The organism is Geomonas paludis, assembly GCF_014193585.1.
In the GTDB taxonomy this organism is placed as follows: Bacteria; Desulfobacterota; Desulfuromonadia; order Geobacterales; family Geobacteraceae; genus Geomonas; species Geomonas paludis.
In genome coordinates this window covers 1160740-1175673 of sequence record NZ_BLXY01000001.1, presented here as the reverse complement: position 1 = coordinate 1175673, position 14934 = coordinate 1160740, and the positions used below count along the sequence as shown (strand labels likewise).

16 protein-coding genes are annotated in these 14934 nt (G+C 61.4%); 8 read left to right on the top strand and 8 right to left on the bottom strand.

What is annotated here, in order from left to right; genetic code table 11:
• Positions 1-34: 34 nt before the first annotated feature.
• The 8 genes from H7687_RS04860 to H7687_RS04825 all read right to left on the bottom strand — a co-directional run bounded on the left by H7687_RS04860 (position 35) and on the right by H7687_RS04825 (position 9119).
• Entirely contained in the window at positions 35-580 is a 546-nt protein-coding gene (locus H7687_RS04860) for a hypothetical protein (protein WP_183345668.1), read from the bottom strand.
• 38 nt (positions 581-618) lie between these two features.
• Positions 619-1341 carry a cytochrome b/b6 domain-containing protein gene (locus tag H7687_RS04855; RefSeq protein ID WP_183345666.1) on the bottom strand — a complete coding sequence of 241 codons (723 nt, stop codon included), beginning with the start codon at positions 1339-1341 and terminating at the stop codon, positions 619-621.
• Positions 1338-2426 carry a multiheme c-type cytochrome gene (locus tag H7687_RS04850; protein ID WP_246404586.1) on the bottom strand — a complete coding sequence of 363 codons (1089 nt, stop codon included), beginning with the start codon at positions 2424-2426 and terminating at the stop codon, positions 1338-1340. The genes H7687_RS04855 and H7687_RS04850 overlap by 4 nt, the downstream gene beginning before the upstream one ends.
• 28 nt (positions 2427-2454) lie before the next feature.
• The gene (locus H7687_RS04845) at positions 2455-3171 is read right to left on the bottom strand and encodes a DNA-binding transcriptional response regulator (RefSeq protein WP_183345665.1); all 717 of its coding nucleotides are present in this window, start codon (positions 3169-3171) and stop codon (positions 2455-2457) included.
• Between the two features lie 25 nt (positions 3172-3196).
• A complete protein-coding gene (locus H7687_RS04840; RefSeq protein WP_183345663.1) occupies positions 3197-3466 on the bottom strand; it encodes a hypothetical protein in 270 nt (89 codons plus the stop codon).
• 309 nt (positions 3467-3775) lie between these two features.
• A complete protein-coding gene (locus tag H7687_RS04835) occupies positions 3776-5191 on the bottom strand; it encodes a sigma-54-dependent transcriptional regulator (protein ID WP_183345661.1) in 1416 nt (471 codons plus the stop codon).
• Positions 5192-5196: 5 nt separating this feature from the next.
• Entirely contained in the window at positions 5197-7509 is a 2313-nt protein-coding gene (locus H7687_RS04830; protein WP_183345658.1) for a hybrid sensor histidine kinase/response regulator, read from the bottom strand.
• Between the two features lie 203 nt (positions 7510-7712).
• Positions 7713-9119 carry a sigma-54-dependent transcriptional regulator gene (locus H7687_RS04825; protein WP_183345656.1) on the bottom strand — a complete coding sequence of 469 codons (1407 nt, stop codon included), beginning with the start codon at positions 9117-9119 and terminating at the stop codon, positions 7713-7715.
• 559 nt (positions 9120-9678) lie between these two features.
• On the opposite strand from H7687_RS04825, the gene H7687_RS04820 reads away from it, so the two are divergent.
• From H7687_RS04820 to H7687_RS04785, 8 genes are all read left to right on the top strand, one after another.
• Positions 9679-9930: a hypothetical protein gene (locus H7687_RS04820; protein ID WP_183345654.1), complete on the top strand. Its 252-nt coding sequence runs from the start codon at positions 9679-9681 to the stop codon at positions 9928-9930.
• A 102-nt stretch (positions 9931-10032) separates the two neighbouring features.
• A complete protein-coding gene (locus H7687_RS04815) occupies positions 10033-10419 on the top strand; it encodes a response regulator (RefSeq protein ID WP_183345652.1) in 387 nt (128 codons plus the stop codon).
• Between the two features lie 85 nt (positions 10420-10504).
• On the top strand, positions 10505-10753 hold the full coding sequence (locus H7687_RS04810; RefSeq protein WP_183345650.1) for a hypothetical protein: 249 nt from the start codon (positions 10505-10507) through the stop codon (positions 10751-10753).
• 39 nt (positions 10754-10792) lie between these two features.
• Positions 10793-10969 (top strand): hypothetical protein, encoded by a 177-nt coding sequence (locus H7687_RS04805; RefSeq protein ID WP_183345647.1) that lies wholly within the window; start codon positions 10793-10795, stop codon positions 10967-10969.
• 61 nt (positions 10970-11030) lie between these two features.
• Complete coding sequence (locus tag H7687_RS04800) at positions 11031-11555, top strand: cytochrome c3 family protein (RefSeq protein WP_183345645.1); 525 nt, start codon at positions 11031-11033, stop codon at positions 11553-11555.
• A 46-nt stretch (positions 11556-11601) separates the two neighbouring features.
• The gene (locus H7687_RS04795; RefSeq protein WP_183345642.1) at positions 11602-12519 is read left to right on the top strand and encodes a 4Fe-4S dicluster domain-containing protein; all 918 of its coding nucleotides are present in this window, start codon (positions 11602-11604) and stop codon (positions 12517-12519) included.
• Positions 12516-13871, top strand: a complete 1356-nt coding sequence (locus H7687_RS04790; protein WP_183345640.1) for a polysulfide reductase NrfD family protein — start codon at positions 12516-12518, stop codon at positions 13869-13871. The genes H7687_RS04795 and H7687_RS04790 overlap by 4 nt, the downstream gene beginning before the upstream one ends.
• 206 nt (positions 13872-14077) lie before the next feature.
• Entirely contained in the window at positions 14078-14920 is an 843-nt protein-coding gene (locus tag H7687_RS04785) for a cytochrome C (RefSeq protein WP_183345638.1), read from the top strand.
• Positions 14921-14934 lie beyond the last annotated feature (14 nt).

The window sequence follows — 14934 nt, the reverse complement described above, 5'->3', positions numbered from 1 at the left end:
GTTGTGCATGGAGGGCCGTTCCTGCACAGAAAGATCAATCGCGCAGACGTTCCAGACGGGCCGTTTCCTCCTTGATCGCCTTGGCGGTGTAGCAGACCACGAACCCGTGTTCCAGAAGCAGCAGGACAAGGCCGGCAAGGAACACTACCGGGAAGTAGGTGCCGGTCGTGTCACAGAAGGCATAGAGCGGGTAGAAAACGGCGGGAAGGCCGACGTTGTGCCAGCTGTACCCCGGCCTGCCGTCGCTCTCCCTGCGCCCTACGATCAGCACCAGGGCCGACAGCCACGACACTCCGAGGACCAGGTTGAGCAGGTCGGTGGACGGCAGAGGGCCGATGACCGCCTCCAGTTCAGCCTGGGCAACCGAGGCAACGTCCACCTGGCTGAGAGCCAGGGCCGCTGCGCTCAGCCCCAGGAAAAGCACCAGCCCCCACAATCCGCGGCGGGAAAGGACATGCAGCTGCTCAACGTTCTTGGCAACCTGTTCGTGACTCCAGGAAAGTTCGTTTCCCGTCGCGACCCGGGCCGTTTCCCGTATCGGCTTCGCCTTCAAATGCTCGATCAAATGATGTCCTGACATGGCCGTTCTCCTTTCCCAGACTCAGCAACCCTGTCCCATCAGTTGTGGCGCTGCTCCAGAAGCATCTGCTCGTATTCCGGATAATGCCGTACCGGCCGGTAGCCCGGGATGGCCACTTCCGGGGCCTTTTCCGGCTCCTCATGCTCTTCCACTTCTTCCCACCCGATCAGCATCGGCTTGATGTAGTCCCCCAGGGTCGCCAGGTAGACGTGCGTGCAGAGGAAGGCGAGCAGCGAGCAGGCCAGCAGGAAATGGAGCGCGACGATGAACTTGATGCCGCCCCACATGAGAACCAGCACGCGCAGCGGGGTCACGTTCAGCAGCAGGATCCCGGTGAGCCCGACCAGCGGCATGAGCACGAACATCACCGCCAGGTACGCCGACTTCTGCATCGGGTTGAATTTGTGGTCCGGCGTGGCATGATACGGGCTCGGCCGCCCCAGGAAGTACCAGAAGCAGTAGTAAAGGAGCTGGCGTACCAGGCCGTGCTTGATGTCCTCCTCGTCCGGGATGTACAGCTTGTCCAGCGTGTTCTTCACCATCTTGTAGTAGAAGAACCAGAACGAGAAGGAGATGGAAACGATGATCCCGGCGGTGTTGTGCACCTCGATGGCGCTCTTGTAGCTGCTGAAGATGCTGAGAGTCTCAGGGAACCGGATCTGGGCGCCGGACAGGATCAGGATGATGATGCCCGAGGCGTTGATCCAGTGCCAGATGCGTATGGGCCAGGGCTGTAAGTAGATCCTCGTTTTCTCGCTCATGACTGATGCTCCTTTTCTTTCCTGTTTTTACGGGTCAGGAACCGCACGAACCCGTGTCCCACCGGCATGATCAGACCGCAGCAGATGATGGCAAGCCCGATCTGGTTCAGCTTCGCGTTCTTGGTGGAGCCCATCATGTAGAAATCCGGAGCGGCGTAGAGGGCATCGAGCACCGCACCCTTTTCCACCGGCACTCTCAGGAAAGTGCCGTCGGCTTCCGGTACGGCGATGAAACTGGTCTGCATGAGCCCGGAGCCCGAGGTGTGGCAGAAGCTGCAGTTACGCCTGCTGTCGAGAATCTCGAACTTGTGCGAGACCGTGGAGGGAGTCATCATCCCGTACAGATGGAGCGACTTCTGGGTGCGGTTGAAGACGCGCAACTCTTCCAGGGATACGTAGTTGTCCCGGTTGGTGTCGATGAGGGAGACGATGGGGCGGCCACCGGCGATGGCTTTGAGATCGGCGTACTCTGCCACTTCCTGTTTGCCGAACCGGCTGTCACCCTTGCTCTTGACGATATACATGCTGATGTAGTAGTCCTTCGCGCCGGTGTGGCAGGTGATGCACGGCAGCATGCGCAGGTGCAGTTCCGACTGAGGCAGCCACTCGCCGTGTTTCGCCGTCATTTCCAGGCCGTTGTGGCAGTTGGAGCAGATCATGTTGATTTCCTGGCCGGAGACATCCTTGGGGTTCTGCACCAGGTGCGGGTTGTGGCAACCGTTGCAGGCTGTCTTGGCGGCATGCAGCCCCTTGGCGTACTCCTCGCTGATGCCGGAGTGGCAGTCGCGGCAGTCGGCCTTGGGAACCTTGTTGCCGTCGGGATGGGTGGCGGGGACCGTCGCGTGACAGGCTTCACACCCGAGGCTCGCGTGTGCGGTCTGCGTGAAGCGCTGCGGGTCGATGAAGGTCCCTTTGGGCACCTCCCCGGTCTTACCGTGGCAGGACAGGCAGGCCTGGTTGTTACCGGTTTGATCCCCGTAAGAGAATCCCCAGGCGCTGGCTTGCGCGATAAGCCCGGCCAAGGCCCAGGCGCATAAGGCCAGCTTGGCAAGCAAACTCATCTTTTGTAGGTCGGCTGGTTTCACGTATCCCTCCTTTCAAGGAGCACGTCCTTTAGTGAGATGATTTTTCGTCTGGTGAGGCAGCCTGCTCTTTGGCAGCCTCGTGCGCCATGATGCGTTTCGGCAACTTGATCCGGAAGATCGGGATGAACTGCGCCACCAGCAACAGGGCGCTAAAACCGAGGAAGAGCCACATCCCCAGGTTGCCGCCACGATCTACGCTCTGCGCGGCCGATACGGCGAGGAAACTGGTCCCGAAGATGAGGACCGCAAGGGATATCAGCCATGAGAACCGCCTGGGGATACTGGCAATTTGTGGCTGCACCGCCTCGCGCCGATGTGTTCGGCGCCGCATCGCGGCCTCCATGCGCTCCTGCTGACGGCCGGCGCGGTAGGTCTTGAAGGCGCACTCGACGGCCTGCCCGAGTTCCTCGGTATCGCCGGCTTGCGTCGGTTTCAGGGCCTGGTAGAAGATCCCTGCCTTGCGCACCTGCCTCGCCTGATTCAGCGGCATGTCGTCGGAGACCATGATGACGTTCAGGTGGCGGTTGCATTTCTTCAACAGGTGAATCAGATCCGACGACGAAACCTTCTGGTCAAAGTCACTTCCCAACAACAACACCGGTGTCTTCTTCTGCAGGATGCTGCAGAGTACGTGGACTGTTGAATCAGTGGTCTCAACCTCGTAACCGGCCTTGCGGAAGTATTCGGCTACCTGGCTGCGGAACTCGGCATCGCGGTCCGCTATGATGATTCCCCGTTCGTCCATAAGCCACCTCGCGCATTCGCGACTGCTACTTTTTGTCCTGTTCCAGAGGGACTTTTACTTTCTTGCCAAACAGACCGTAGATCCCCTTGAGCATGGCGCTGAAGAGCATGATGCCAGGGATGACCTGCACGACGATGATGGCGCCGATGAAGAGGAGGAATATCTTCGCCATCAGCCCGCTCCCCTCGGAGACGTCGGCTATGCCGGAGATGAGCAGCGTCCCGGCCACAACCACCCCGATGATCGACCAACTTGTCACTTTCCCGGACAATGATTCTTTCGTTTCCTTTGTCATGGCCCTCTCCTTTTTCCGCATTATTCCCCGAAGGGTTACCCATACTTAGCAACCCTGGTGCCGAAACGCGCAGAACACCAAATAGCTGTGCAATTCCAATCACTTGCGCAGTAACGGGTTCAATAGGCGACTTTCGCGAGGTCAACGTCCTCCCGGGGGGAGAGGCAGCCGGCAACCCGAATAAAGGAAGCATTACCAGCCACTTACAGCATGGGGATCGTCAGGCGGGGGGGCAATCGTTTTCCTGCCGTGCAGGAACGTTCCTGCGGGACAGGAAGAAACGGGGGGCGAAAGGTGTAGGTGCAGCGGCTAGGTCGAGCGGTGCAGGTCGTGGATCTTCAGGAGGGCGTAGAGGCGGGACTGCGAAAGTCCGGAGAGGTTGCAGGCGGTGGCGATGTCGTTTTGGGCCAGCGACATCAGGTCGCAGAGGTACTGCTTTTCGGCCTGGGTATAGACACTGTCACGGAAGTCGTTGAGCTTGGGGAGTTGGCTGGGCGGCAACAGTTGAGCAGGGGCCGCGGCTGCGGCCTCGCGGCGGTTCACCGCGCTTTGAGTCACCTGTACCCGGATCTGCGTGGGCAGGTGCTGGGCGAAAAGAACCGGCTGTTCCCGGGCGGTCAGCACGGTGCGCTCGATGGTGTTGATGAACTCGCGCACGTTGCCGGGCCAGCTATAGGCCTGCAGCGTCTCCATGAATTCCGGGCAGCTCCCCTTGGGCGAGAGGCCGTTATTCTCGCAGAACTTGTCCATGTAGTAGCGGGCCAGTTCCTTGATGTCCTCGCTGCGCTCCCGCAGCGGTGGAAGTTCGATGACGAAGGTGCTCAACCTGAACAGGAGGTCGCTGCGGAAGGCGCCCGCCTCCACCATCTGGTTCAGGTTGCGGTTGGTGGCCGCCACCAGCCGGAAATCGCTCTCCAGTTCGCGCTGCCCGCCCACCGGGCGGTAGCGCCGCTCCTGCAGGACCCTAAGGAACGCCTTCTGCGTGGCGAAGGGAAGCTCGCCCACCTCGTCCAGGAACAGGGTCCCGCCGTGGGCCTGGCTGATCAACCCGTCGCGCGCCTTCTCGGCGCCGGTGAACGCGCCCTTCTCGTGCCCGAACAGCAGGCTCTCCACCAGCGTCTCCGGCAGGCTGGCGCAGTCCACGACCACGAACGGCTTGTCGCTGCGCTTGCTGTTCTGGTGCACCGCCCGCGCGAAAAGCTCCTTCCCCGATCCGGTCTCTCCCAGGATGAGAACGCCGGCGTCGCTCACCGCCGCACGCGCCACGGCATCGAGGCAGGCGGTCAGGGCGGGGCTGTTGCCGATGATGCTCTCCCGCTTCAGGGCGACCACCTCCTGGCGCCCCGAGAGCGAGAGCTTCTGCTTGCGGTACTCCAGAGCCCGCACCAGGGAGAGGGTGATGTCCTTGACCGAGGACCCCTTCTCGATGTAGTCCCACGCACCGCTGTTGATGGCCAGTTCGGCGCCGGCCGGATCGCCGTATCCGGTCATGATGACGATCTCCGGCTGGGACGGGGCCTGCGCCAGGCGCGGCAGCATCTCGAGGCCATTGCCATCGGGCAGCCGCACGTCGAGAAACACCAGGTCGAACTCTTCTTCTGAGGCCATCCGGCAACCGGCGGCCAGCGTCCTGGCGCAACTGGTCTCGTGCCCGGCGCGCTTCCCCACCAGGGACATGGACTGGCAGACGGTTTCCTCGTCGTCGATGATCAGGATCTTCGCCATTCCCGTCATGCCTCCCCGGCCGGTGTCAGCACCCGGCGTATCATCGCCGTCATCTCCTCGCGGTCCAGCGGCTTGTAGGCCACCTCGCGGACCCCTGCCTGCTCAGCCTCCTCGCGCTGCGCGGTACGGTCCACCCCTGATCCCAGGCCGGTACAGAGAATGACCGGGAGATCGGAACGGACGGCAGCGAGCTCACGTGACAGCTCGATGCCGGTCATGCGCGGCATGGTCTGGTCGGTAATGACCAGGTCGACGGCTCCCGGGTCGGCGCGGAATATTTCCAGTGCCTCCATGCCGTCGCGGCCGGTGACCACCTGGTAGCCCAGCCGCTCCAGCATCTTCTTCCCGGCAAAGACAACGTCCTCCTCGTCATCGACGAAGAGGATCCTGCCGGTCCCCATCATGGAGGCTGTCTCGGAGTCGAGCAGGGCGTCCTTCCGCACCGCCGCGATGCGCGGCAGAAAAACCTCGAAGGTCGCCCCCAGTCCTGGCCTGCTGCTTACCGTGATGCCGCCGCCGTGGTTCCTGACGATGCCGTGCACAACGGAAAGGCCGAGCCCGGTCCCCTCGTTGTGCCCCTTGGTGGTGAAGAAGGGATCGAAGATCTGTTCCATGGTCTTGTGATCCATGCCGTGCCCCGAATCCTTCACTGTCAACTTGAGGTAAGGGCCGGGAGGGAGATCCGGAGTACCCAGCGAATCACTATCCAGGGTGACGTTTTCCAGCGCGAGATCGAGGCTTCCCCCCTTCAGCCTCATGGCATGGCTCGCGTTGGTCACGAGGTTCATGATGATCTGGTGGATCTGGGTCGGGTCGGCCATGATCATGCCGAGCTCAGGTTCCATCTGCGCGTGGACCGTGATCGAGGAAGGTATCGAAGGGCGCATCAGGTTCAGGCACTCGTTCATGATCGCTTCGACCTGGACCGGCTGCCGCTCCTGTTCCCCCTTGCAGCAGAAGGTAAGGATCTGTTTCACCAGTTTGCGCCCCCGGTAACTCGACTTCAGCACCACGTCCAGGAGCTCGCGCAGGGGGCTTTCCGGCGCCACGTCGTCCCGCGCCATCTCGGTGCAGGTGATGATGGAGGCCAGGTTGTTGTTGAAGTCGTGGGCGATGCCGCCGGCCAGGGTCGCGATGGCCTCCATCCTCTGGGCCTGGCGCAATTGCCGCTCCAGTTGCAGTTCGTGGGTCACATCGCGCACCAGGGCGGCGTGGTTTTTCACCCGACCGTCGGCATCGCAGATGGACCAGAACGTGATGTCTATCTCATAGCACTCCCCCTCCTTGCCCTTCTGGATGAAGTGCCCTCCCGTGCGCCGCTCCCCCTTGGTGAGATCGTCCCAGACGGAACGGTACAGTTCGACGCCGCCGTCGCCGTCGGCCAGGACAGCGACATTGCGCCCGACGACGCACTGCGCATCATGCCCGGTGATGGTCTCGATGGCGGGGTTCACGTATTTGATGGTGCCGTCGCTGTCGAAGAGGATGAGCCCTTCCTTGGACTGCTCGATCACCGAGGCGAGCAGCATGATTTCCTGCTCCGCCTTCTTGCGCTCGACGTTCATGCGCAGCGTCGCGATGCCGAATGAGAGATCGTCCGCCAGTTGCTCCAGGAGCTTGACCTCCTGCTTGCCGAAGGCGCGCTTCTCCCCGGCGAAAATGACCAGCGCCCCCAGCGGGCGCCCTTCGTTTACCAGCGGCAAAGATATGGATGCGGCAAAGCCGTGCTTGAGCGCCTCCTCCCGCCACAGGGCCCAGCTGGCATCGTAGCGGATATTCTGGACGATGCGCGTGGTGCCGGTCCTGATGGCGGTGCCGGTGGGCCCGCGGCCGCGGTCGATGTCGGCCCAACTCATGTCCAGCCTGGTAAGGTAGCCGCCGCGGTCCCCCCACTGCGCCACGGGGCGCACCGTTTTCCAGTCGTCATGCTCCGCCATCCCGACCCAGGCCAGCTTGTAGCCGCCGGTCTCGACGATGGTGCGGCAGACGTCCTTCATCAGCTGCAGCTCTTCCGTGGCCCGCACCAGGGCCTGGTTGCAGCCGCTGAAGGTCTTGAGCGCCCGGTTGACCCTGAATAGCGACTCCCGGCCGCGCACCACGTCCCCTTCGCTGCGGCTGATCAGAAGGTAGAGCAGCGCAGCCGTGGCGAGTACGAAGAAGGCGTGGTTCAAAGTCTCCACGGAGAGGTACATCGAGCTTTTGTGTGCCAGGACGGCGGGGAACAGACAGGAAGCGGCGCCCCAGAGGACACCGACGACGGCATAGACTATCGAGATATTGAGGGGGGTCAGCTTTCTTTCACTGTTGATCTGTTTCATGCACGCTCTCCCCTGCCAGTCACGGCCGTTAAGAGAAACACGCATTGAGTTTAACACATTGGAAAAAGCTCGCCATGAGTCGAAGCAGAATAAAGAGAGACGCTGTGAGGAACGCTGTAATGGGCTAGCGGCGCAGAGACAGTGTCCTCCGCGGTGGCTGCCGGGAGGGAGCGGTGTACAGCGGGTGGAGGGGGGCGGGTGGCTTATCGGCCGAAATAGTCCTTAACGGAGATGCCCAGCCGTTTCAACATGGTCTGGAAGTTGGGGCGCAGCATGCCGGTTTCCTCGGCGGCGCGGGAGATGTTCCAGTTATTGCGCTTCAAGGCCTGGATCACGAACGCCTTCTCGACGTTCTCCACCGAGCGGTCGCGGATGTGGCGCTTCATCTCTTTGAGCGCCTCGGCGCTGGTCGGGACGAAGCCGTCGAACCCGGTGCTGCAGACCTCGGCCGCTTCGCCCAGTTCCAGGTTTTCCTTCTGGATCACGTCCCCCTCGCACAGGACCACGGCCCGCTCGATGGTGTTGACCAGTTCGCGGACGTTGCCGGGGTAGGAGTAGTTCTCCAGGAAATGCATCGCCTCGGGCGAGATGCCGCGCACGTCCTTGCCGACCTCCTCGACGAACTTGTTCATAAAGTGGCGGATCAACAGCGGGATGTCCCCCTTGCGCTCGCGCAGCGGGGGGAGTTCCAGGGGGATGATGTTGAGGCGGAAAAAGAGGTCTTCCCGGAACTTCCCCTCGGCCACCATGGTCTTCAGGCTGCGGTTGGTGGCTGCCACCAGGTGGATGTTGAAGGAGACCGGCTGTGTCCCGCCGATCGGGGTGACCTGGCGCTCCTGCAGCACGCGCAGGAGCTTGGCCTGGGTGGAGAGGCTGATGTTGGAGACTTCGTCGAGGAAGAGCGTCCCGCCGTCGGCGACCATCAACAGGCCCATCTTGGTCTGCATGGCGCCGGTGAAGGAGCCTTTGACGTGGCCGAAAAGTTCGCTCTCCAGGAGGTTTTCGGCGAGGGCGGTGCAGTCGACGGCGACGAAGGGCTGGTCGCGCCGGGAACTGTGCTTGTGGATGGCGCGCGCGGCGACTTCCTTGCCGGTGCCGCTCTCGCCGGTGATGAGGACGGTGCTGTCGGTGGCGGCGACCTGGATGATGCGGCGGTAGACCTTCTGCATCTCCCGGCTTTCCCCGACGAACTCGTCGAAGCCGTGGTGGCAGTCGATCTCCTTCTTCACCACGATATCTTCCACCGTGGTCTTCTTCTGCTCCAGCGCGAGGTGCACCTTCTCCAGGATCTGCTCCGGGGTGAAGGGCTTGACGATGTAGTCGACGGTGCCGTTCTTCATCGCCTCGACGGCGGTCTCCACCGTGGCGAAGCCGGTGATCATGATCACCGGGGTGTCCGGCTGCAGGATCTTGACCGCGTTCAAGACCTCAAAGCCGCTCATGCCCGGCATCTTGAGATCGGTGATGATCAGGTCGAACTGTTTCTGCTGCAAAAGCTCTATGGCAGCGTGCCCGTTTTTCGCGGCATCTACGGTGAAGGAATCTCCTTCGAGGATTCGTGCCAGGCCATCCCTAATAACAGACTCATCATCGACCACTAGAATATGCATAGAATCACCATGTTATCCAAGCTATAGATGCGTCGTGCCTATCGGTTTTTGCAGAGCCCTGAAGCAGGACAGCTCCCGTGTCGCCCTCTGCCATTGCGAGCCGTTTTCGGACGGGGTCCATCCGCTGTATCAATAGCCCACAAAGGAGCCTCTGTCAACACAAAGACATGAAAATACTTTCACTGCACTGACTGTAACAGACCTGTTGTTTCGCCCCCCGCTGCCGCCGTTCATCGATCGCGGCGGAGCGAATGTCCCTGAATTTATTGGTGTATGCCGGAACCATACACCGGGCCACCCCACCTTATTGCCCGAAATCATTGCGGATTTCCTGACACCCCCGGCGGGCGCCCTCCGGAGCGGGCTGCGGCGTGTATAGGGTCACTATACATTCAGCCGTCCGCCCGCCCCCCAAAGAGGGGCACACCACCGCCAACAACGCTGCCACAACAAGCAGTTACGCCTTTTGCAAGCTGATGGCACGCTGGATGCTATGTAAGCTCAGCAGTCAGACAAGCCGACACCGGTTCGCTGCAACCCAAAAGGAAAGGAGACTATCATGAAGGTTCTATCCGCAACGACAGCCGCAGTGGTGATGGACGGAACCCAGGCTATGGCATCTCCCGCTGCAACGGATACGGGGGGCCTGGGCCTGGCCGCGATCATCTTTATCGCCTTTGTCGCCATGGTGATCCTGTTTCAGCTTGTGCCGGGTCTCACCATGTTCTTCCGCATCTTCAAAGGGATCTTTTCCACCGAAGTCGAGCAGCGCACGAAAGAGGTTACCAAGAACAACAGGACCAGCCTGTGACCGCTGGCCGGCTGGCGGGGCGGGCTGCCGCTTGCGCGCCACCAGGTGTCCGGTGCGCAGCCGGTACAGCGGAACCGCTCCCAGCCCTGTGAGGGTAAAGCTATGCAAGGACTTCTCATCGTGGACGAAGACATGGACTGCAGAAAACAGATGGCCGAGATGTTCATCGAGTCCGGCTACAACGTGATCGTCACCAACTCCATAGAAAGTGCCGTTTCGGGGATCCTGAAGAGAACCGCCCAGGTGGTGCTCCTGGGGACCAAGTTCGACGAGTTCTCGGCCTCCGAGATCATCCCGCTGTTGAAACAATGCAACCGCAAGCTCTCCATCATTCTCATAGCCGCCGGCACCTCGCTGCCGCTCTCCAGGAAGCTCAGGAGCGAGGGAATCTTCTACCACGCCCTCAAACCGGTAAACGCGGAGGACCGCGCCGAGATCAGACAGGCAGTACAGTGCGCCTTCGAAAGCCTCAAGTTGCAGATGGCGTGACGGTAACAAAGGGGGCCGGCACGGCCAAAGCCCCGAAGATAAAAGGACCGAGTCTTTCCCATCAAAGCCCCAAAAGGAGGAAATCATGAAAACCAAGATGCGTCTGCCAGCCTTAGTGAACACAGCCATTGTCTTTCTCATGACGACAGCCAACGCTTTCGCCGCCTCGACCAGCAAGATCTTCGTCAGCAAACTGGGCATCCTGCTGTTCCTCGGCTTCTGCGCCCTGGTGCTGGTGGTCCAGTTGATCCCGGCCCTGATCACCCTCTACGGCATGCTCAAGGGGATCGGCAAAGAGCAGGAAAAATCCCCCTCCCGCGTCAAGAGCCACTAGGGACGATGGAATTCAACCTGATCGCAAAGGAGCCAAGCCATGACACTGGATGCCATAGGACAGATAAAGGAAGTCTTCACGCTGGTGGATTTCTACCAGTACATCAAAGGGGTGGAGTACCTGATCTGCGTTGCCTTCTTCATCGGGTTCCCCATGTTCTACCGCTACCTGCACAAGAGGGAGCAGGAAGAGACGAAGGAAGCGGCGCGCCACTAGCATAGGAAAAAGCAGCAAGGGAGTCAGCCTCCCCACTACTACAGAGCCAGGAGAACATGACATGTCCTCTTACAAACACTTCATAGTTGCCGCGCTTTCCATAGGCGCCATATCGGTGTCCTCCCCTGCTGCGCTGCAGTGCGCGCCGGTGCCGGACTCCATCACCCTGAACCAGAACGGCAAGCTGTTCAGCCCGTTCACCTTCAACCACGCCCAGCACATCCAGTCGATCAAGGAATGCGCCGACTGCCACCACCACACCACCGGCACCCTGGTCCTCGACCCCAACTGCGCCCGCTGCCACCAGAACTCGAGCCCGACCGCCGTGGTCTCCTGCAAGGGATGCCACTCGGCCACCCCGTTCTCCCCGGAAAACCTGGCCGCGAAACGCGCCGACAAGCAGCGCTACCACCTGGACAAGATGGGTCTCAAGGGGGCCATGCACCAAAGCTGCATCGGCTGCCACAACAAGATGGGCAACGGCCCGACCGGGTGCCAGGACTGCCATCCGCGCACCAAAGAGGGCGCAGCCTTCTACAGCACGAACCGCAAGGGAGCCAAACCCGCCCATGCAGAAGAGGAATGAGATGCACCAACTACAGCAGCTCATCATGAATTGAGGAGGAACGCTGATGAAACGAAGAAACTTCCTGAAGGCGTGCCTGATAGGCGGGACCACGATAGCGCTGGGCAAAACCAACAAGGGTTGGGCCAGCGGTTCCTTTGAGGGTTATCCCGAGGCCATGGGTGTCCTGGTCGACACCACCCGCTGCATCGGCTGCCGCAGCTGCGAAGCTGCCTGCAACAAGGAACAGAAGCTGCCGGAACCGGACACCTCTTTCGACGACCCGTCGGTATTCGAACACGAGCGGCGCCCCACCTCCAAGGCCTACACGGTGGTGAACCGCTACCAGAAAGAGCAGCCGTCCGGCCCGGTGTACCGCAAGGTGCAGTGCAACCACTGCAACGAACCGGCCTGCCTCACCTCCTGCTTCGTGAACGCCTACACGAAGACCAAGGAAGGGGCGGTCATCTACAACTCCAAGGTCTGCGTCGGCTGCCGCAACTGCATGATCGCCTGCCCGTTCAACGCGCCGGGCTACGACTACGACAGCGCCACCAACCCGATCGTCAAGAAGTGCATCCTGTGCTACGACACCAGGCTGAAATACGGCAAGCCGCCGGCCTGCGTCGAGATCTGCCCCCAGGAGGCGCTCACCTTCGGGCACCGCGCCGACCTGATCAAGCTGGCGCACGAGCGGATCCGCGCCACCCCCGAGCGCTACGTGGACCACGTCTACGGCGAGAAGGAAGTCGGCGGCACCAGCTGGCTCTACCTGGCCCCGGTCGGGTTCGACAAGCTCGGCTTCGACACCACGCTCTCCAACGACCCCATCATCTCCAACGTGAAGGATTTCCTCGGCATGGTGCCGATGGTGCTTTCCATCTGGCCGGCGCTCTTCTCCGGCATCCACCTGCTGGCCAAGCACGAGGAGCAGGGCGGGCATGGGCATGATACCGATTCCAACCAGGAGGATACCAAGCCATGAAAAAAATGATCCAGCACGGTTTGGCAATAGTGGACTCACCCTACGACGAGGACGGCAAGAAGCGCACGCTGGTCAACAAGCTCCTTTTGGGGCTTACCCCGAGCCAGTACCTGCTGCAGGCCTTCCGGAACCCCTTCAACTGGATCCTGGCCGCCATCTTCGCCATCGGCATCCCGATCCTGATCGGCCGGTTCTTCTTCGGGCTCGCCTGGGCCACCAGCGGCTCCAACGACTACCCCTGGGGCCTGTTCCTGGGCTTCGGCCTCTTCGCCATGGTGCCGCTCTCCTCCTCGGGCTTCCAGCTGGGCACCGCCTGCGAGATCTTCGGCAGGCATGACCTGGAGCCGATCGAGCGCCTGGCGCTATTGAACGGTCTCCTGGGCTACTTCTTCGCGGTCATGTACCTGTTGGCCGACCTGGGGCAGCCCTGGCGCCTCCCCTACCCGATGGTGGTCTCCTTCGGACCGGCCGCGGTACTGTTCCTGGTCGCCTGGCACGTCGCCACCTACCTCTCGGTGCAGGTCGCCGAGGTATCGAGCGCCTTCTTCGAGTGGATCGGCTTCCCGGCCGGCAAGCGCGCCATCCGCCGCATCACCCTGGGGCTCACCGTATCCGGCATCATCCTGTCCACCCTGCACCAGGGGGCCCTGGGCGCGCTCTTCACCTACGCGCCGGGCAAGGTGCACCCGCTTTGGTACTCCTCGTCGTTCCAGTGGCTGCACTTCTTCGTCTCCTCGCTGCCGGGCGGCCTGTGCATGGTGATCACGGTGAGCACCATCGCGGCCAAGACCATGGCATGGCGCGGCGACAGCCGCTTCCACGAGAAACTGGACAAGGTGACCGTGTCGCTCGCCAAGGGCGCCTGCATGGGGATCGCCACCTACATCACTATCAAGCTGATCGCCATCGCGCACGACAACAAGTGGGCCTACCTGGACACCGGCTGGGGGCAGTGGTTCATGTTCGAGATCATCGTGGGCTTCATGCTGCCGCTTACCCTGATGACCTACGGCGTGCACACGAGGAAGATGAACGTCGTGCGCCTGGGCGCCTTCATGACCGTGTTCGGCGTGGTGCTGAACCGGGTCAACACCGCCATGATCACCTTCAACTGGAAACTGCCCCACCGCGAGATCCCGCCCTGGCGCGAGGTGATCATCAGCCTGACCATCTTCGCCACCTACATCGTGGTGTACCGCTTCATCCTGTACCGGCTCCCGATCCTGTTCAAATGGCGCCGGCAGGAACAGGAAGAGACCGTGCCCGAGGCGGTGCCGGCACCGGCGCTGGGCCGGCGCGAAGCGAGCAGCGTTCCGGTAGCGAGCTACAGCAGCATGACCAAGCTGGATTGATAGAAAGGACGTCGCGGGGCGCCGATCGCAGTACCGGCGCCCCTGGAAAAATGTGAGGTTCAGGCTTTCACGCGTTTACGGGGACAGGCACCTGGCGGAGCCAGTCCCCTGGAGATCGGCAGCATGGGTTGGTGCAAAGAGGTATGTGCGGCACAGCGGGGGTGACGGCGGCGGCAAAGCCGGCAACCCAGATCGGAGATGGAGCCATGTTCGACAAGATCGCAGGAAGGGCCTTGGTTCCCGTAGGGATAGTGGTGACCGGATTTCTGGTGGTCTGCTTCGTGCTCCTCTACGCGGCCATCAAACAGGTCGTGATCCGGGATTCCATAACGCAGGCGAACAACCTGGCGGGCATCGTGCTGAAGTCCACCCGCTACGCCATGATGAAGTCGGACTCGGAGCTCAACAGCGCCATCATCCGCAACATCAGCGCCCAAAACGGGGTGCAGCACGTGCGCATCTTCAACAAGAGGGGGGTGGTGGCCTTCTCCTCCAAGCCGGAGGAGCTGAACCGCCAGGTGGACAAGAAGGCGGAGGGGTGCGTGGTCTGCCACGAGAAGGCGGCGCCCATCGCCACCCTTGGGACCATGCAGAAGGCGCGCACCTTCAAGAATGCCGCTGGGGACGAGATCCTGGCCATCACGGCGCCCATCTACAACGAGCCGGACTGCGCCAACGCCGCCTGCCACTTCCACCCGGCCGAACAGCGGGTGCTGGGAACGCTGGACATCGGACTGTCACAGGAAGCCACCCTGCACTCTCTGGCGCTGATCAAGATGCAGATGCTGATCTTCTCCATCCTGACCCTGTTCCTCACCATCGCAGGGGTCATCACACTGTTAAAGATGATCGTACTGGTTCCGATGAGGAAGTTGCAGGAGTACACTGAGAGTAATGAGGAAGGAAGTTGGACCACCCGTCCGCCGAGGCTCCCCTATGAGCTTGACAAGATCGCACAATCCTACTACTTTATCAGAGCCAAATTAAGCGAAATTGAGAAACAGCCTCTCAACGCCAAGGAAGGCGGCCCGGTCTGCCAGCACAAGTAGCTTTTCCCGTGGCG